Origin of the sequence: Limnospira indica PCC 8005, from assembly GCF_000973065.1 — a bacterium.
In the GTDB taxonomy this organism is placed as follows: Bacteria; Cyanobacteriota; Cyanobacteriia; order Cyanobacteriales; family Microcoleaceae; genus Limnospira; species Limnospira fusiformis.
The window spans coordinates 187,022-206,795 of sequence record NZ_FO818640.1 but is presented as its reverse complement, the minus strand read 5'-3'; the positions used below and the strand labels follow the sequence as shown (position 1 = coordinate 206,795).

General features: G+C 44.3%; 15 protein-coding genes. 5 read left to right on the top strand and 10 right to left on the bottom strand.

Features of this window, described 5'->3' with window-relative positions; genetic code table 11:
* Positions 1 to 153: 153 nt before the first annotated feature.
* Both XZ46_RS00930 and XZ46_RS00925 read right to left on the bottom strand, forming a co-directional pair.
* The gene (locus XZ46_RS00930; RefSeq protein ID WP_006668654.1) at positions 154 to 4,389 is read right to left on the bottom strand and encodes a PAS domain S-box protein; all 4,236 of its coding nucleotides are present in this window, start codon (positions 4,387 to 4,389) and stop codon (positions 154 to 156) included.
* Positions 4,390 to 4,676: 287 nt separating this feature from the next.
* On the bottom strand, positions 4,677 to 5,189 hold the full coding sequence (locus tag XZ46_RS00925; protein WP_006622091.1) for a hypothetical protein: 513 nt from the start codon (positions 5,187 to 5,189) through the stop codon (positions 4,677 to 4,679).
* A gap of 241 nt (positions 5,190 to 5,430) precedes the next feature.
* Between XZ46_RS00925 and XZ46_RS00920 the strand changes: the two genes are divergently transcribed.
* Entirely contained in the window at positions 5,431 to 7,161 is a 1,731-nt protein-coding gene (locus XZ46_RS00920) for a glycoside hydrolase family 10-like protein (protein WP_006622092.1), read from the top strand.
* Positions 7,162 to 7,263: 102 nt separating this feature from the next.
* On the top strand, positions 7,264 to 8,739 hold the full coding sequence (locus XZ46_RS00915; RefSeq protein ID WP_006616477.1) for an MBOAT family O-acyltransferase: 1,476 nt from the start codon (positions 7,264 to 7,266) through the stop codon (positions 8,737 to 8,739).
* Positions 8,740 to 8,785: 46 nt separating this feature from the next.
* Here the strand turns inward: XZ46_RS00915 and lepA are convergent, their stop codons facing one another.
* The 4 genes from lepA to crtR all read right to left on the bottom strand — a co-directional run bounded on the left by lepA (position 8,786) and on the right by crtR (position 12,792).
* Entirely contained in the window at positions 8,786 to 10,600 is a 1,815-nt protein-coding gene (gene lepA / locus XZ46_RS00910; protein ID WP_006622093.1) for a translation elongation factor 4, read from the bottom strand.
* Between the two features lie 193 nt (positions 10,601 to 10,793).
* A complete protein-coding gene (locus tag XZ46_RS00905; protein WP_006618001.1) occupies positions 10,794 to 11,117 on the bottom strand; it encodes a DUF1825 family protein in 324 nt (107 codons plus the stop codon).
* Positions 11,118 to 11,282: 165 nt separating this feature from the next.
* Positions 11,283 to 11,876, bottom strand: coding sequence for a signal peptidase I (gene lepB, locus XZ46_RS00900; RefSeq protein WP_008051867.1), 594 nt, complete (start codon positions 11,874 to 11,876; stop codon positions 11,283 to 11,285).
* A gap of 10 nt (positions 11,877 to 11,886) precedes the next feature.
* Entirely contained in the window at positions 11,887 to 12,792 is a 906-nt protein-coding gene (crtR, locus tag XZ46_RS00895) for a beta-carotene hydroxylase (RefSeq protein ID WP_006618003.1), read from the bottom strand.
* A 140-nt stretch (positions 12,793 to 12,932) separates the two neighbouring features.
* Between crtR and XZ46_RS00890 the strand changes: the two genes are divergently transcribed.
* Positions 12,933 to 13,739, top strand: a complete 807-nt coding sequence (locus XZ46_RS00890; protein ID WP_006622094.1) for a COP23 domain-containing protein — start codon at positions 12,933 to 12,935, stop codon at positions 13,737 to 13,739.
* A gap of 218 nt (positions 13,740 to 13,957) precedes the next feature.
* Here XZ46_RS00890 and XZ46_RS00885 read toward each other — a convergent pair whose 3' ends face one another.
* Entirely contained in the window at positions 13,958 to 14,401 is a 444-nt protein-coding gene (locus tag XZ46_RS00885) for a T3SS (YopN, CesT) and YbjN peptide-binding chaperone 1 (RefSeq protein WP_006622096.1), read from the bottom strand.
* A gap of 450 nt (positions 14,402 to 14,851) precedes the next feature.
* On the opposite strand from XZ46_RS00885, the gene XZ46_RS00880 reads away from it, so the two are divergent.
* A complete protein-coding gene (locus XZ46_RS00880) occupies positions 14,852 to 15,868 on the top strand; it encodes an adenosine kinase (protein ID WP_008051861.1) in 1,017 nt (338 codons plus the stop codon).
* A gap of 124 nt (positions 15,869 to 15,992) precedes the next feature.
* On the opposite strand, the gene XZ46_RS00875 is transcribed toward XZ46_RS00880, so the two are convergent.
* Positions 15,993 to 16,598 (bottom strand): 50S ribosomal protein L25/general stress protein Ctc, encoded by a 606-nt coding sequence (locus XZ46_RS00875; RefSeq protein WP_006622100.1) that lies wholly within the window; start codon positions 16,596 to 16,598, stop codon positions 15,993 to 15,995.
* A 95-nt stretch (positions 16,599 to 16,693) separates the two neighbouring features.
* A complete protein-coding gene (locus XZ46_RS00870) occupies positions 16,694 to 18,034 on the bottom strand; it encodes an adenylosuccinate synthase (RefSeq protein ID WP_008051860.1) in 1,341 nt (446 codons plus the stop codon).
* A 509-nt stretch (positions 18,035 to 18,543) separates the two neighbouring features.
* On the opposite strand from XZ46_RS00870, the gene XZ46_RS00865 reads away from it, so the two are divergent.
* Positions 18,544 to 19,083, top strand: coding sequence for a hypothetical protein (locus XZ46_RS00865; RefSeq protein WP_008051858.1), 540 nt, complete (start codon positions 18,544 to 18,546; stop codon positions 19,081 to 19,083).
* Between the two features lie 81 nt (positions 19,084 to 19,164).
* Here XZ46_RS00865 and XZ46_RS00860 read toward each other — a convergent pair whose 3' ends face one another.
* Positions 19,165 to 19,746 (bottom strand): DUF3611 family protein, encoded by a 582-nt coding sequence (locus XZ46_RS00860; RefSeq protein ID WP_006622103.1) that lies wholly within the window; start codon positions 19,744 to 19,746, stop codon positions 19,165 to 19,167.
* Positions 19,747 to 19,774 lie beyond the last annotated feature (28 nt).

Sequence of the window (19,774 nt, the reverse complement as noted above, 5' to 3'; positions counted from 1 at the left end):
ACTCAATCAGAACTTGGATAGATAGGCGCTTCCAGGCTTTCCTAGCCTCGGTCTAGTTAATTGTGGGCGGTCTGTGATTAAACTTTTGATAGCTTAACCCATAAAACCAAAATTTTCTGTAAATTGTGCTATAGAGTAATACAAACTTCGCAGTTATGCCAAGGGTAACTTGATCACAAATTCTGTCCCCACCCCTGGGGCTGATGAAAAACTCAACTCTCCGTGGTGATTTTGGGTGATAATTTGGTAGCTAGTTGGTAATCCCATCCCTGTACCTTGACCTACGGCTTTGGTCGTAAAGAATGGGTTAAACACTTTGTTTTGATGTTCGGGACTGATGCCAATACCATTATCTTTTATGGCAATCAATATTTGCTTTTTCTGGGCGAGGCGTGTTTTGATGTTTATACATCCTCTATAATCAGAGTTTGCCGCAGTATTTAATAGATTTCGTCTTTCCTCGATCGCCTGAATAGCATTAATGAGTAAATTCATAAATACCTGATTTAATAGGCTGCTATAACATTCAAATGACGGCAAATCTCCATAGTCTTTAATTACCTGAATTACCGGACTTCCATTGCTACCATTGACGCGATTTTGGAGAATCACTAAGGTGCTATCAATATTTTCGTGAATATCCACCGATTTTAACTTGGCTTCATCTAAACGGGAGAAGGTACGCAGGGATTTAACAATATCCCGAATCCGGGAGGCTCCATTAGTCATTGAACTAATGATTTTTGGGAAATCATCCTTAATAAAATCTAAATCCATATCCTCAATTAAATCGCTAATTTCTGGGGGAGGGTCAGGATACAATTCTTGATAAGTATCAATCAATTCTAACAAAGATTCCGTATAGGTAGAAGTGTGGGTTAAATTGCCGTAAATAAAACTAACTGGGTTATTGATTTCATGAGCCACACCGGCGACTAATTGACCTAAACTAGACATTTTTTCAGCTTGAATTAACTGCACTTGTGTTTCTTGTAATTCCCGATATGCTTTTTGTAATTCCTTACCTTTGGCTTTGGACTCCTGATAAAGTTGAGCTTGATAAATGGCGATCGCTACCTGAGTTGCCAGATTTTGTAGGAGTTCTATTTCATCATCTAACCAAGAGCGATCGCATTCGCAACCCTTAATACAATCACTCTGAACTCTCCCGATTTCAAAACCTCCAATTGTCCCGCCAGCAGTATGCACAGGTAACACCAAATAACTGTCAATTCCTGACTGTTGACAAAATTCTTTTAAGGGTTCATCTTGGCTATCCTTAACTACATCTACCCGATATATTTTGCCATGAAATAAATGATAAAATAATTTCGGTAAATCATCAATATTATAACTCCCTATCCAACTAGGTATTCCTGAATTTTTCTGCTCCTTAACATTTTCTAAGCAGGGTGGATTGGTATCGGCTCTATACCATACAAATGCACAAATATCAACTTGAATTTCCTGAAAAATCGCATTGACAGCATTTTGCAAAATCGTATCTAAATTAAGAGAATTGCGAATTTCGGTGCTGATCCGATTTAAAGTTTGGGTGCGACTCAGCAAAGATTGCAACTTTTGTTCCGCTTTTTGGCGTTCCCTTAAAGCCGCTTGCTGTTCACTAATATCTCGAACAATAGACAAAACATCATTACCACAGGGAGCAAACCGCGCCTCATAATTTCGGACCCCTTCAGGCATTTCTAGTTCATATTCCAACACCTGAATTTGTTGAGTTTTTAGGGTTTCTGCAATAGCTTGACTGGTTGGTATAGCCAGAAAATCAGGCAAGACTTCATGGATATTTCGACCCAAAAATTGCGAGGGTTCTATTAACGGTGTCACCTGTGGAGATGGCTTATAATCAACCAAAACATAATCGGATCTATAGCGGAACATCATATCAGGAATAGCATCCAGCAAAGCGCGGGTCTGAGCCTCGCTTTCTTTTAAGGCATTTTCCGCCTGTATCCGGTCTGTAATATCTTCAAAAATTCCCACCAAACCAATTACCTTTCCGTCGGCATCATGGAGAGGTATTTTAGTGGTTTCTACCCAATTAATGCTACCATCAGCATTGCTTTTATTTTCAATTAATTTGATTTGGGGTCGATCGCTATTCATCACCTGGCGATCGCAAGTGCGATAATGTTCAGCTTCTTTTCGGCTCACACAATAATCATAATCCGTTTTTCCTATAAAAAAGCTCGTATTTTCACGACCGAAAGCCGTAGCAAAAGCCTGGTTACACCCCATAACCACACTATGAGAATCCTTCCAAAATATCGACTGTGGCAGAGCATCAAGAATAGTTTGCAACAACTCCCGCGATTGATAAACTTCCTCTTGCGCCTTCACTCTTTCCGTAATATCCATCACCGTCCCAAACATCCGCACCACCTGCTCGTCCCGCTGTTCTATTTCAATCCGAGCATTCAGATAAGCCACCTCATCACCAGCACGCACAACCCGAAAATCGAAGTTTTGGGGAATCCCCTTATTAGCTTCCGCAACCCTATTTTGAAAGAAAGAGCGATCGTCAGGGTGAATTCTGGTCAGATGTTCTGCAAAAGTCGGCTCACCTTGTTCCGGACTCATACCAAACAGATTAAATACCTCTTCCGACCAAGTAACCTTTTGGGTTTGAGTCTCAAAAGACCAGTTCCCAAGATGCGCCACTTTTTGAGCTTTTTGCAGTTGATTAGTCAGTTCTTGTAGCGCCAGTTCATTAGCTTTACGCTGCGAAATATCCTGATAAATTCCCATAAATCGCAGCGGTTCACCCAAACGATTCCTCTCCACAATTTTACCAATACCTAAACCCCATTTATAGGAACCATCCTCGCATCGTAAACGATGTTCAGTCTCATAAATATCAATTTCTCCCCGGATATGTCGATTCATATTCTCAGAAACTAATTCCATATCCTCTGGGTGAATTCGACTGATCCACTCATTAACATTATGATGAACCACCCCTTCCGTCGCACCGATAAAATTCCGCCAATGTTCCTCCGATAAAACCAACTCATTAGTTTGCATCTTCCAATCCCAAGTGCCAATATCAGCTGATTCTAGGGCAATTTCTAAACGAATATGACTTTCCCGCACCGCCATTTCCGCCTGTTTACGGTCATGAATATATCGGGCAATTCCCAAACATCCTATCACCTCACCTTCATCATTTCTCATCGCCGACACATTAGTAGAATGCCAGTAATAGCGATTATCTTTATGTAACACCCTATATTCAGCACCTCGCACTTTTTCCCCTAATAAAGCTCGATGAAAAGCATCTACACAAATTGGCAGATCTTCACTATGTACAAACTCGGCAAAAGAAATACCCAACAACTCATCAATGGGATATCCCGTAATTTCTTCAAAATTTGGGCTCACATAACTAAAAGTGCCATCCACATCAGCAATAAACACCATATCATTGAGATTTTCAGTCAAATTCCGAAACTGACTCTCGCTTCTTCGTAGGGCAATTTCACTTTCTTTTTGCTCAGTAATATCTCGCACATAACCATACCAAGTCGTGCTACCATCCTGCTCTCGTTGGGGTGTAGCATGACCAAGCAACCATAACAATCGACCATCAGGGTGAGTTATACGATACTCGCAAAGCCAGGGAGTCAAATTTTTCGCCGATGCCAAAATCGACTCTTCTACCAACTGTATATCATCAGGATGCAGCGCATTAAAAAGGGCACTAGCATCAGACCGCACGGCTTCTGGTTCAATACCATAAATCTCTCGTAACCCTTCGCTACTGTAGGGAAAAGCAAACCCACCATCGAGATTTTGACAAAACTTATAAATTATCCCAGGAATGTGGCGACCAATTTGTTGCAGACAATACTCTGCGTCCATTTGTGCGGTAATCTGTCCCAGTTTTTCAGGAGTACAGACAGAGGCGGCTAAGGCAGATTGCAACGATTCTACCTGTTCTTGTAGGCTTTTGATTTCGGTAACATCTCGTAAAGTTACCAGATGACAATTAGGCAAAAAATTAGCCCTAGCCATATACTCGACCATCACCACACCACCATCAGGTCGTATCAGACGAAATGAGCCACGCATCTCCCCTTGGTGGAGGAAATCTTGCCAAGTTTCCTCAAAATTAAAGCCGGGTTCAGCAAAATCACTAATCCGACATCCCATCAAATCTTGATGTGGCAACCCAAATAATTGGCAAGCGGCCTGGTTAGCATCAAGGTAATATCCCAAGTCATCTGCTATAACCATCCCATCTGTCCCAGCTTCAAACAAAGCCGATAGGGGACTATCTGGGGTGATCACGGGTCTGACTAATTTCTTCGGTTTAACCCTATGACGGGAATGAGCAGATAAAACCTGGATTTGATTGGAGAATATCATAATCAATTAAGATAACAGAGAACTTGTGGGCAGACTCCCTCGTTTCCTGTGCCACCTTTAGGGACTACCTAGGGATGAGTCATCACTTGAGCAGTCATAAAATTTTCGGACCCTTAGAAAACCAAGACGGATGCGATTATGATTAATTATGGCTCAAAATATTTCCAGTCGCCATAGGTGGCATAATTTTAGTCTATTTTCGGTGCTAAATAGAAATAATCCCCGTCTTGATACCAAGAGGGGATTAGCAACAACACCTGGGCAACAACGGATAATCTATGATTCTGTTATCTGGGACAAACAGAAATATTGTTAGCGTTCAGAACAATTCTTCCAGCAGAACGTTGATTAATTAACACGGGGTTTCCGGTATCAGTTTTAATGATCAGGGGATCAAGTCTCTTGCATTCCTGAACCCGTTCGCCCCACTCCTCAACCCGGCGGGTATATTCAGCGCGGACGCGGGGAATATTATCTAGGGTAATGCCGGCCGGAATTGGTGGCAGATTAGGAATAAATACTTCATCGGTGATTACTGCGTCACTTCTGATGTTGCGGTTAACTCCTAATTCATAGATAATCGGATAGCGGAAAGCAGAAGGGAGAGTCCGAAAAGGATTAGCCAAATCGGGCAAGCTGTAGTACCTGGGGGGAGTCACTCTGCCAGTTTGCGGATCTGGTCGCTGGTATCTGATATCAAAATCTGATGGAGTTGTGGGAACTCCAATTTGAGCGAAGGCTTTGACAGGCATGAATGCTGTAATCAGCACACACAACCCACCTAACAGTTTAGACTTCATTAAACTCATCTCCTCAAAATCACCTAGTGGTTTGCCGATCCATCCTACAGGCTATTGCCCTAGGATTCTAAGTTCCTGAGACTTTTGCCAGAGGTATCTCGGAACTCTAGCAAATTTTACCTCAGATATCAACTGATATTATTACCGGAACCAAACTATTGTCCCGGATATCTATTTACTCAGGATTGGTGACGATCGCATTACCATAGCCAGTAGCCACTATAAGGCCAAATCTGATAAATTGTTTATCCTAACCAAAATCATCACCAAATTATCTGCTCAAGATCCATCTATGACATCCAACAACGACTCGCGCCGCCTCGCCAAATTTAGGGGCTACCGGGAATCTATCACGGTTAAACCCATCACTAGCCTCCAGAGAAAAATCGGCATTTGGGTATGTGGGCTGATTCTCGGATTCGTCCTTAGCCAAACCCACGCCTATTGTGCCGCAGCAGGCGATCGCATAATTTCCGCCATTACCAACCCCCCACAACCGCCACCCACCCCAACCCAGGTAGGGCCGGATTTTGAACTCAGCCAAATTCCCCTACCAAACCCTTTTGAAACCGCCAGCAACAGCCCCCAAGCCAATCAACCCAGCCATCAACGGGAATTTAGGGGAGTATGGGTCGCCTCGGTAGTTAATATTGACTGGCCCTCAGCTTCCAATCTATCGGTAGCCCAACAAAAATCTGAACTCCTAGCTATCCTTAACCGGATGCAGGAATTAAACCTTAACGCCCTAGTCTTGCAAATTCGCCCCACTGGCGATGCTTTCTATCAGTCCCAAATTGAACCCTGGAGTACCTGGCTGACGGGAAGACAAGGGCAAGCCCCTAATCCCTTCTATGACCCCCTACAATTTGCCGTTGAAGAATCCCACAAGCGCAATATTGAACTCCACGCCTGGTTTAATCCCTATCGCGCCCGCATGGGTTCAGAAAGGGGTCCTTTTGCACCCAATCACATGGCCGCGGTTTATCCCCAATACGCCTACCGCTACGGCGACCTAATTTGGATGGACCCTGGTGCGAAAGAAGTACAAGACCGCACCTATAACGTGATTATGGATGTTGTCCGGCGCTACGACATAGATGCGGTTCACCTGGATGATTATTTTTACCCCTATCCCAAACCCGGAATTGCTTTCCCGGACGGACAAACCTACAACGCCTATCGAGCGGCTGGGGGTAATCTCTCCCTGGCTGACTGGCGGCGAAATAATGTCAATCAGATGATATTCCGCCTATATCAGGGGATTAAGGAAATTAAGCCCTATGTCAAATTTGGCATTAGTCCCTTTGGTATTTATCGCCCTGGAAAGGCTCCGGGAATTGTGGGTATGGATCAATATGAGGCTATCTTTGCTGATGTCAAATTATGGATGGATAGGGGATGGTTAGATTATCTCTCTCCCCAACTTTATTGGCGCATTGACCCCCCACAACAGAGCTATCCGGTGTTATTGGATTGGTGGGTACGGAATAACCCCTTCCAGCGCCATATTTATGCGGGAAACTTTCTGAGTCAATTGGCTAATGGTTGGCCGGTGTCTGAGTTTCAGCGACAAGTCCAGATTTCTCGCCAAAAAGCTAATCAGCTTTCCCTGGGAAATATCTTTTTTAGCATGAAGATGTTTCGGGATAATCAAAGTGGTGTGAATGAGGTATTTAAATCATCTGTTTACCCAACTCCGGCTCTGCCGCCGTCTATGCCTTGGCTAGACAATGAACCACCACAACCCCCAACGGGTTTACAAGCTAGTTCCGGGATGATTTCCTGGAATCCATCTCCTGATCATGATATCCGATCTTGGGCTTTATACCAGCAGTTTACCAATGGTTGGCAGTTGGTGAGAGTCCTCGATCGCAATACCACAGCGGTCAGGGTCTCACCAGGAACCTACGCCGTCCGAGCGGTCGATCGCATGGCTAACGAAAGTTCAGAGGCGATCGTTAATGTCAGTTAATTTCTAACTTCATCAAGAGGCGGGTTAATTCACTTAATTGGTCACCATTGACCCTGAGCAGATAACCCGCCTTTATTATGGCAACTTCCCACTTCCCTATTTATGACTTTTATCTCCACCGATTACGCTATCTTCCTGTTTTGTGTCTTCCTGATTTATTGGCTAACACCCTGGCGCAAAGGCAGATTAATCATACTATTAGCAGCCAGTTTAATATTTTATGCCTCCCTACAAATTCAATATATCCCCCTGCTGTTACTGTGCATTTTCTTTAACTTTGGTTTAGCCCTCTCTATCGGTGAGCCTTTAGAAGACTGGCAAATTGCCAATAGTTCCTTCAACCGTCGCCGCCTGATTTTATTGTGGATTGGAATTACCATCAACCTCCTACTATTACTAGGCTTTAAATATATTCCTTTTCTGCTCAATATCATTGGCGGCATCTTCAATAATAATCAGATTCAAGATGCAGCGGTTTGGGTAAGTTCCTATATTGTACCACCTTTAGGATTGAGTTTTTTCTGCTTTGAAATAATCGCCTATTTAATAGATGTATATAGAGGCGCACCCCCCACCAATTCTTTACTAGAATTTACCAGCTATAAATTCTTATTCCCCAAATTCATTGCCGGCCCAATTACCCGCTATCATCATCTCAAAAATCAATTCCAAACCCTGCAATTTCCCACACCAGAAAAAATCACAGATGGTTTATGGTTGCTGGCTATGGGCGCAGTCAAAAAAGGAATTTTTGCCGATCGCATTGGTATTTTCGTAGACCTAAGTTTTGAAAACTTACAACGGGCTGGAAGTGGCGACTTATGGCTGGCTACAGTGGCTTATGGTTTACAGCTTTATTTAGATTTTACCGGCTATGTAGACCTAGCCAGAGGTACAGCATTACTACTAGGATTAAACTTACCAGAAAATTTTGATGCTCCCTATTTTACCACCAGTATCGCCGATTTTTGGCGACGATGGCATATCACCCTAGGGGACTGGCTGCGAAATTATCTATATTTTCCCCTAGGAGGGTCAAGGGTGGGACTCACGCGCACCTGTCTCAACTTACTAATTGTCATGTTAATTGCGGGAATTTGGCACGGCGCAGCCTGGGGGTTTATTTTATGGGGGGTATTACACGGGGTAGCTTTAGTCATTCACCGACTGACAGACACCCTATCTAAACAGTTATCAATAGAGTGGATTTGGCTAACTTTTCCAGGTATAATTATCAGTTGGTTTATCACCCAATTAATGGTTTTTTGGACTTGGATTTTCTTCAGACTTCCTGACTTAAAGGATTCATTTTGGGTAGTGCAAAACCTTTGGGGCACCCGCGCCGACATTCAATTTGCCCACCTAGTTTATGTGGAGGCTTTAGGAGTTGAAAGAATTGATTTAGCCAGGATTCTAGTTGGGGTAATCATAGCCATGGCGATCGCCACCGCATTTCGACGGGGTTTAAAAGTACAACTCAACTGGCCGATTAAGTTAATTTTAGTTCCCCTGTGCTTTTTCGCGGTCTTATTATTAGCCCCAGAAGGTGGTTTACCCTACATTTATTTTGACTTTTAAGCCCCCAAAATCCCCCCCAGTGATACCCCAACCACATCGCCAGAAATTAGGAATCTTGATTAAGTTTTAAAACCGCCATAAAAGCCTCTTGGGGAACATCCACCGACCCCAAAGCCTTCATCCGTTTTTTACCCTTAGCCTGCTTCTGGAGTAATTTCTTTTTACGGCTAATATCACCGCCATAACACTTAGCTAAAACGTCCTTACGCAAAGCTGGTATATGTTCACTAGCGATCACCTTAGAACCGATCGCCGCTTGAATAGGGACCTTAAACTGATGGCGAGGAATCAACTCTTTGAGTTTTTCCGCCATTCCCCGTCCGACATTATAGGCTTTATCCCGATGAACAATCATCGCCAGGGAGTCTACAGTATCCTTATTAATCATAATATCCAGCTTAACCAAAGGATTCTCACGGTAGCCGACAAAATGATATTCCATACTGGCATATCCCCGCGATCGCGATTTCATTTGATCAAAAAAGTCCGTCACCACCTCAGCCAAAGGAACCTCATAAACCAAAGTTGTCCGCCCCATAGTCAGATATTTCATATCCAGAAAATCACCCCGCCGACCTTGGGCTAATTCCATCAAAGTACCCACAAAAGTCTCTGGGGTAATCATTTCTACCCGCACATAAGGTTCCTCTATTTTCTCGCGGTGATTAGGTTCGGGTAATTTACTCGGGTTATCAATCATCAGCACTTCCCCAGTATTAGTGGTCACCCTATAGACCACAGAAGGAGAAGTGACAATCAAATTTAGGTCATATTCTCGTTCCAATCTCTCTTGGACAATTTCCATGTGTAGTAACCCCAAGAAACCACACCGGAAACCAAACCCCATAGCACTAGACGTTTCAGGTTCGTATGACAAAGAAGCATCATTTAACTTGAGGCGATCGAGGGCTTCTCGTAAGTCGGGAAACTGGTCAGCATCAATAGGAAATAACCCACAAAATACCATGGGTTTAGCCTCTGTGTATCCAGGGAGAGGGTTATCCGCCTGATTTTTAGCCATAGTAATGGTATCACCAACCCGGGCATCTTCCACAGCCTTAATCGCCGCACCCAGATAGCCGACTTCCCCGGCGTGCAATTCATCAACAGGGGTTTGAGTGGGGGCTAATACTCCTAACTCATCAATTTCGTATTCTTTACCAGATGCCATTAAACGAATGCGATCGCCTTTTTTAACCGTCCCGTCCATGACCCGAAAATAGACAATCACCCCACGATAACTGTCATAATAGCTATCAAAAATCAACGCCCGCAGTTTCTCGGATACGGTATCCTTGGGAGGCGGAACTAATTTGACAATAGACTCCAAAATCTCCCCAATACCAATACCTTCCTTAGCAGAAGCGCGGATCGCATCGGAACAGTCTAAACCAATAATTTCCTCAATTTCCCCAGCGACCCGTTCAGGTTCAGCTCCAGGTAAATCAATTTTATTGAGGACTGGGATAATTTCTAAATCATTCTCCAAAGCTAAATAGACATTAGCCAAGGTTTGCGCTTCCACCCCTTGGGAAGCATCCACAACTAACAGCGCTCCCTCACAAGCAGCCAAAGAACGGGATACCTCATAGGAAAAGTCCACATGGCCAGGAGTATCGATCAGATTCAAAACATATTCCTGACCATCTTTGGCTGTATAATTCATCCGAGCGGCCTGGAGTTTGATGGTAATCCCCCGTTCCCGTTCAATATCCATGGAATCTAGGAACTGTTCCTTCATCTGGCGATCAGCGACAGTCCCGGTCTGCTGAAGTAGGCGATCGGCTAAGGTAGACTTACCATGATCAATATGAGCAATAATCGAAAAATTACGAATCCGAGTTACAGGAACGTTAGTCATAAGGGGTAACTTTTTAAAACCAGTCAGTGGGAGGATGGGTGCTTAACGTATTTTAACAAAAAATTGGCGACCGTAGCGATCGCACCCACAACTGATCAAACCAAAATCCGGTTATAGCCTTGTAGCGGACAAAATAAGCCCCCAAAATGCCATATACAGCATTTTCTGAGGCTCAAGTTTTTGGATAAACCATCTAAGGTTGTTTTTCCAGTTCCGATTTCATCTTTTCTAGGGTCATGTGCATTTGTTGGAACATCTGGTCAGGGGTAATCCCAAACTGGCCTAGTTGAGTTTTTAACTGTTCCATAGTCATCTGGGCCATGAAATCCTCAGACAGTTCAAACCGCTTCATAAAGATACGGTAACGATCCATCATCGATTCCATATTCTCAATAAACAGTTTTTTGCCCTCTCGGTCAAATTTCCCATAATCGCTTCCCAGTTGGATTAAAGACTGATAGTCCTCAAATAACTGTTTGGCTTCTTGCTGTACAATCTCAGATTCAAAGAAACTCATAATTGGTTAAATCTTTTATACAACAGGCGATCGCGATTCCTTAACCCAGGAATTGCTCCTATATTTTGTCTACGATTGTAACACCGAAATCTCGGCTACTGTACCCCCCAAGGGTCGCAATTGCCGTACCACTTCGGGCTATAATCCTTATAGACAAATTTTCTCTTAGATCGGCCCTAATCGTTCCCAAGGCCAAAAACGCCAAGCCGCCCTACCAATAATGTTCTGTTGGGGTAAAAATCCCCAGATGTGGGAATCATTGCTATCGTTGCGGTTATCTCCCATGACAAAATACTGTTGGTCAGGTACCAAATTCGGTCCCCAATCATACTCAGGAGGTTCCGCGATATACTCTTCTGCGATCGGATCATTATCTAAATAAACCTTACCGCCGCGAATTTCCACCAGTTGACCTGGTTCACCAATAATACGCTTGATAAATGCTTGGTCTTTGGTGTAGCCTTGAACCCTTAACTGTCCAGGTGGCGTAAAAACAATAATATCCCCAAACTTGGGAGGACTGAATCTATATAAAACCTTTTCTACCACTAAGCGATCGCCAATTTCCAAAGTCGGGAACATTGAATCCGAGGGAATATAACGGGGTTCAGCCACAAAAATGCGGATTAGTAACGATAGACTCAAAGCCACCGCCAGAATCACCAAATTTTCCCGAAATTTCCCCCCTTTAGCGGTTGGAGCCGGGTCTTTGGGCTTGGTTTCCCCTTGTGGTTCCTGTTTTTGTTCCTGGGATCTCATTTTGGTTGATTCAATCCTCTGAGTTAGACAACTTAGGCGATTTGTGATGGTGAAAACGAATCCCTAGGAAAATATCATACATGAAACCCCAGAAGTCCTTGCCATTAAGCAATCCCAAGGTTTGGGGAGAGCCTTTGGCATCTAACAGAGGTTTAGTCGCTTCGTAGGCAGGTTTATATTTATACCAGGGAATTGACGGCCACAGATGATGGATCAAGTGGTAGTTTTGTCCCAAAATCAAAATATTGAGGAGCGCACTAGGATAAACCCTGGCATTTTTCCAGCGATTGCGTTCTTGAAAAGGACGATGGGGCAAATAGTCAAAGAATAAGCCCAAAGCCAGTCCTACCACTAAAGCCGGAGTAAACCAGAAGTTGAGAATATAGCCCAAAAAATCATAGTGAACCCCTAGGGCGACAATTACCACGACCACCATACGGCTTAAAAACCACTCCAGTAACTCATACTTGCGCCACAGTCGCCGCCGGAAGAAGAAAATCTCGTGATAAAAAAATCTGGCTGCAATTAACCACAACGGCCCCCCTGTGGAAACAAAATGATCAGGATCATTGTCTGGGTCATTAACATGGGCATGATGTTGGATATGGACCCGGGTAAAAACTGGAAAGGCAAAACCCAACATTAAAGCACTACCATGTCCCAGAATCGCATTCAGGGTGCGATCGCGGTGTGCAGAATTATGGGATGCGTCATGAATGACTGTCCCTGCTAGATGTAGGGCTAGTACATTACACAAAAAACAGAACCAATTAGGCCAGTGCCAGCACCAGTAACCTAGAGTAGAACTAATGACGATCGCAATAGCCCCTAAGAACATAAGGAGGGTTATATTTAAACCCCCTTCCGGGACTAGGAAATCCTTGGGAACCGTCAGCAGCTTCTGGCCCTCCGACATTATTGTTTGCACTCCTTAGAAGTTTGACACCTGAGTATTTTACGCGAGTCCTGAGCAACTGTAAATATTTGTAAACAAAATGAGTTGCCACCTTGCCTAAGAAAATATCACTACTTTACCTGAAGGAGGAAAAAAATTCCATGTTTACACAATTCAAGTTTGGTTGGCGTAAATTTTCCCCTATTTTCGGGGTGATCAGCTTATCCTTAGCCATGCCTCTGGTAATCAATCAGGGTGCGGCCACAGCTAGGCCCCTGTCCATAGGCGATCGCCATTTTAGTCCCTCCTGGTCCCAGATTACTGATCAACTCGGTCTTCCTAGGATTAATTTTCCCCAAAACCCACAACCAATCCCTACACAAACCTCTATTCCTCCCCAGCAAGAGGAGACAGTTCCCATTCCCCAGGTAGAAGTAGAAACAGAAACCGCCAATATTCCCCGGTTCCGCTGTGAAGTGGTCAACGGTCAATATACAGTTATGTATTATCCCGTCAGCCAACCAACTCAAGGCTTCCCCTGGGCGGTTCCTGGTGAAATGGGAGGTGGTTGGACTCCCCAACGTCGCTGTCAGGAAATTAGTAGCCGTCTGGAGTCCTATCGCCCTGATGGGTTGGTGGCTTTACAGACCGCTGTAGAAAATGGCCACAACACTGTTTGTGCTACTACGGAAGATATCCCTCAATGTCGGATTGTCCTGACGGTTCCGGCTGGCGAAAGTGCCGAAGTCGTGCGCGATCGCATTTTTCAGAATTTGTTAATTGCTGACAGCGGACAGAGTACCCAGGGAGTTTTGACTTTGGTCAATGAACGCTCAACCCTTGGTACACTGGAAGGCATCATTCCCAGGAGTTCGTCTAATCGTTCCCAAGGGATTCTGTTAAAACCTTTCCTAGACCCAGCAGACGGCGGCACTGGAAATCGCATGGATCGCCGTTTCTTCCGCTAATCTCCCCTTAAACCCCCAAATCCGGGGGTTTGGTGGTGGGTCAGGATTTGTCAACACCAAAAAACCGGAGCGAGGTCACGCGCCGTCTGTAGATAGCGGCGAGAAGATTGAGTATATTGGTCGGGCATTCATCCGCACCTGGCAAAAAGGATGGGGTATTCTGCCCGACATTTTCGATAAAATTTGGTGGTGGTAGAGCGATCGGCCACAGTATAATACTAGCGAATCCGATCTAAAGCCCGCATTCCTCCCCAACGCTCCACAATTTTGTCATCATAATCATCAGCAATTTCTAGCACCGCATTTACCGAAGATTCCAGTTCAATTTTGTCGCAGGTCGAACCCACAATGGTATGCTCGAACAGAACATCACCATTATCATCAATGCCAAAGGCTCCAAAGCGCATATTGCTGTTTTCCCGCAACAGAAACCGCATCAGGTCTGGGGTAAGTTCTGTTCCCGTCACCACATAGGAACGAGTGTTAATAATTGCCTCATCTTTTCCCCACGGAAAAACAAACACCTCCACCAGTGCTGACCCCATAAACAGGGCCAGTCCCGGCACATCCTGTCTGGCACAAGGAAATTTACCGTAAAGTTCCCTCATCCAAGTAGTAATTTTCTCATAACAGGCTTCCTGTATTGCACTCTCGAATTTCATCGGCTTCCCCCTTTCAGTATATTGATCATAGTTTTACCAAACACTTGTGCCAGAATGTCCTCACTACAACTTTTTTAGTGTTAGTGGGTATTAATGGCAACCAACAAATCATATCCCGACAAGGCAACCATGATCTCTATCTGCCATGTGGCCACTTGGACTGCCACTCAGCCCAAATGCTTGTGGATTATGGAAAATCGGGGATTTCGGCAATCTGGTTGTGGTATATTAAACAGAATCGTGCGATGAAAAAGTTAAGGTTAAGGCTATGAGCGAAATTTTTACAGGCAGTCTTATTGAACCCGTGTTACTCCTCTTAGGTTCCGTAGGGTTTTTCTTTTTTGCCATTCAAGCCTATCGCCAACTAGAAAAATGACTCCACCGTAGTAGGTGGCCGGGTGAAATCCCTTCCTCAAACTCCTATACTTTGATCAATACTAAAGCAATACAATGGTTATAAATGCACAGGACGGAAAATCTTTAGATGTGTTTGGGGTAGGAAATGCCCTATTAGATATTCTGGCCTTTGTCGAAGATGATTTTCTGGAAACTCATCAACTGGGTCGCGGCGGTATGACTCTGATGGATGCTCACCAACAGGGTACTTTATTGCAAGAGTTGGAGAATAGCCCACTTAAATTAAGCTGTGGCGGTTCTGCTGCTAATACCATGATAGCGATCGCTCAAAGTGGTGGAACTGGTTATTTTGCAGCCAAAGTAGGTTCCGACACCAACGGCGAGTTTTACAGACAAGACATGACCGCCGCCGGAATTGAGTTTGGGGTTAAATCGGCTACTGAAGAACAAGGACCCACAGGAACCTGTTTAGTCCTGACCACCCCAGACGCAGAACGCACCTTATGTACTAATTTAGGGGTATCTATTGCTCTGTCTCCAGCCGATATCGATTGGGAAGCATTTCGCCGCAGCCAATATGTATATATTGAAGGTTATCTCTGGGATGCTCCTGAACCCCGCCTAGCCTGTTTAGATATCCTCCAACAAGCTCAAACCCATAATATTAAGGTGGCTCTCACCTTTTCTGACCTATTCCTGGTGGAACGACACGGCGAGGAACTGCGACAATTATCAGCAGAATATGCTGATGTGATTTTCTGTAATGCAGATGAAGTCAAGGCGTTTTGTCAAGAAACAGACCTAGAAGCCTGTGCGCGTCAAATGTCTTCCTTAGCGGATCTAATTTTCATTACTAATGGCGGTCAAGGCTGTTTAGTTGTCCAAAATCAAACCATTACCCCGGTTTCTGGTTTTCCGGTGAAGCCTATTGATACTGTAGGTGCGGGGGATGCTTTTGCTGGTGGCGTTCTCTATGGACTCACTAACGGATTAACTACTGAGAAAGCTGCTCGCTGGGGGAATTATCTAGGTTCTCAAATTGTACAAGTCCGGGGCCCTCGTTTATCAGAATCCTATCGGTCACAGCTAGAAAAAATCATCAGCCGCTAATTTGATCATCGATTATCGATCATTATCCTGTAGGGGCGGTTTCCTACTCTCTCCTTAACCCCGGACTACAGAAATAGGAATATCTATCTTGTTTGTACCCGGTCCAAACCGCCCCTAATTCTGATTAAGCTGTAGCTGCCTCAGTTTCTCCTTCCCCGTCTTCAGCTTGTCCGCCACCACGATACAGAATTGAAGCCACTACTTGATCAGCCTCAGCAATAACTTCTACACCCTCTGGGAGTTGCAGTTCACTAATATGCAGCGCATCGCCAACTTCTAGTGAAGAAACTTCTACATCAATAGCTTCGGGAATATTCCCTGGCTTGCAGTTTACTTGCACTTCAGTAATTACTAGATCAAGCATTCCCCCACTATTTTTAACTCCGATGGGTTCGCCGATAAAGTTTAGGGGAATAGTGACTTCCACACTCTCGAGAGTTCCTACTGAGAAAAAACTCAGATGATAAGGAAAGCCTTTCCATGGGTGGGTTTGTACTTCCCGCAACAGAGCCTTACCAGCCCAGGATAAATCGGGAATATTCAGTTGAATCAAGGTATGATTCACGGCTCCCTTTTTCATGAGATTTTCAGCGCTTTTGGCATCAATGGTCAGTTCTTCAGATTCAGCCCCTTTATGACCATAAAGAACGGCGGGAATTAGACCCTCACGGCGTAAAGCTCTCGGTTTAGAACCTGATGGTCGCTTCTGACATTGTACAGTGATTTCCATGATTATTTCCTACTAACTAAACTGTGATGAATTTAGGGATATTTTAACCCAAAAATGCCGAGCGATCGCCACCCCATAAAATTTGATCACTCGGGTTAAGATTGATGCTCTACGGGCTGACCTTTGGCATCTAATAAAGCTCTTTTCGGGCCGTGAATGGGGTCTTCGACAATAATGGTTTGATCGCGACTGGCTCCTAGAGAAACAATGGCGATCGGAACCTCCATTAATTCCGCCAAAAACTTGAGATAATCAAGAGCTTGTTTCGGTAAGTCTTCCAAATCGCGACATTCAGCCGTAGATTTTTTCCATCCCGGTAAGGTTTCATAAATCGGCTGACAGCGAGCAAACTTGCGACCATCACTAGGGAAATCTTCGCAGCGTTCACCATCAAGATTATAGGCGACGCAAACTTTGATCTCTTCCAACTCATCCAAAACATCAAGTTTGGTAATAGCCAGACAGTCTAAGCCATTAATACGCACTGCATAGCGACCAATCACCCCATCAAACCAACCACACCGCCGTTGTCGTCCGGTGGTGGTTCCAAATTCCGCGCCGCGATCGCATAATACCTGACCAATGCCATCAACCATTTCCGTAGGAAAAGGTCCCTCTCCCACCCTGGTAGTATAGGCTTTCGCCACACCAATCACCCGATCAATCATGGTTGGTCCCACACCAGCGCCCACACAAGCGCCACCCGCCACCGGATTAGATGAGGTGACATAGGGATAAGTGCCATGATCTAGGTCTAGTAGGGTTCCCTGGGCTCCTTCAAATAAAATATTGTACCGTTTCCGCACGGCATTATCAATTTTCAAGGAGGCATCAACCACATGGGGACGCAGGCGTTCTGCATATCCCAGATATTCTGTGATCACTGCTTCCGGGTCTACCGGGGGCAGATCATAGAGTTTTTCGAGGAGGACGTTTTTATATTTAATTGTCCATTCGAGTTGCGATCGCAGACTTTCCGAGTCCATCAAATCAATGACTCGAATACCCGTGCGTTCTGATTTATCAGCATAGGTCGGACCAATACCTCGGCCCGTTGTCCCAATTTTACGAGTTCCTCGGCGTTCTTCCGATGCCTGATCAATCAAACGGTGATAAGGCATCGTCACATGAGCCGTTTGAGCGATCATCAGTTTGGCGGTAGAAATGCCAAGTTCTTCTAGTTGGTCTAGTTCTCCAATCAATATTTTGGGATCAATCACCGTCCCCGAACCGATAATGCACTCGGTATCAGGATACAAAATTCCCGATGGAATCAGATGCAGTTTAAAGGTCTGGCCGTTGACTACAACGGTATGACCCGCATTCACTCCTCCTTGGTAGCGAACCACAACATCAGCCGATTTGCTGAGGAGATCGGTAACTTTTCCTTTTCCTTCGTCGCCCCACTGGGCACCTATTACGATTACGTTAGCCAAGGGACTCTTACGCCAAGCTACGGTTTACACAAACTCCTATTATCTAATGTCCATTGGTGTCATGTCAAATACTTCGATCGCCAAATCTCCCCCAATAGCCTTAGAACCTGCTTCTCCTCGGCTTCACCAGAAATCTCACCACCCTAATTCGGCTCCCCGAGATCATGTAAAGTTTTGTAAAAAAATGTGTTTTTGTAAAATAAGCTACAGAAATTGTTGTATCTTAGTAAAAGAGGAGTATAAGTAATCAGCCCAAACTCTCTTTTTCCCATCAAATACCCGATTAGGGATTTTGATAAATTTAAAAAAAACCCTTTAAAGTTCGTCTGCTTCTCTTTTATTAATTAGACTGATTGCTTTTGACTTTTTATCAATCAACTTCTCAATCAACTCCGTAATTGTTGCCAGTCAGCGACATTTACTAATCCTCAATGATTAGGGGGGATTTTTTTTATCTACAAAATCCGGAATTCCGTTGATTTAAAATTACAAATCAGGATAGCATTACCATGATTAATACTCTAAATGAAGCCAATATAAACTTATTACAAAAAGTGCAGCAACTTACTGGAATGAGCCAATTTGAGGCAGAAGTTGCGATCGACAAAATCACCAAATCAACCCCCTCTGGCTTCATGAACATCAAAAACCTTGAGCGAGAAGGCAAAACTACCCCCGACATTCAACTGGTTAATAATTTTGTGAACCGTATGCCTCCCTACCAAGGCACTATTTATCGTGGTATCCCTTTTAGTAAATTAGAAAAACTGCAATCTTTTCTGACACTTATTCAACGCAATTGCGGATATACTATTGACTATATGACCAGCTTTACCTCCGATGAGTTAGTAGCGGAAGATTATGCTTATTCTGCCTATCCAGTAATCATCAGGATTAAAAATAATATTTCTGGCATTTCAATTAAAGAGTTTTTAATTTACAGCGAAAATGAAATCATAATTCCCAAAGGAACCCAATATCGCTTAACTCATTTACCGAAAGTAATTGAACCAGAAGAAATTTTATATATTGACATGGAAGAAATTTAAAATCATGCTCTAGGGGTGGTTTCTGGCAAATGTTCCCCCACCCGTAGAGACGAAGGAATCACCCGATCATATCACCCGCCCTTATTGCTTATAAATCTGGTCAATTAACCAAATTGAGGCAACAATACCGACAAAGTGGGCTAGAATGGTGTGATTGCTGGCGAGAACGACAATCAGATCTAGAGGTTGGATAAAGTCGCGAACAGTACCGGTTCCGAATACTAACTGGGAAGTAGGTTGAGAGAGGGCTTTAGCAAATAATATCCCACCGATCGCCTCTGCCGCAATGAGGGTGAGAGTCATTCCCACCAAATTACTAATTAGGGTAATGCGAATTTGCTTAATAGTGTCAGCGCGGGAAGGTCGCTGCGGTCTACCCTCTCGTAAGCGTTTAGATAGGCGAGTATAAGCATAGGCTTGATAGGTACTGAACCCCAACACCAACAAGCCAGCCACGGCAAAAAAGAAACCGCCGCTAGTCACGGCGGATGTACTCCCGCCGCCGGTAGTTTGGGCGGCTACAGCCGCAAAAAATAGGATAATGGCAGAAATTACAGCTAGGACAAGCTGCGCCCAAAAACAGATCCATCCCGCCCTACGGAGGGCAACAGCAACTCGCTGGGCGGACGCAGGTAAAGCTGGGCGTTCAGATGGATTAGACATTGTTTGAGGCTATATTTTGACTTGACCA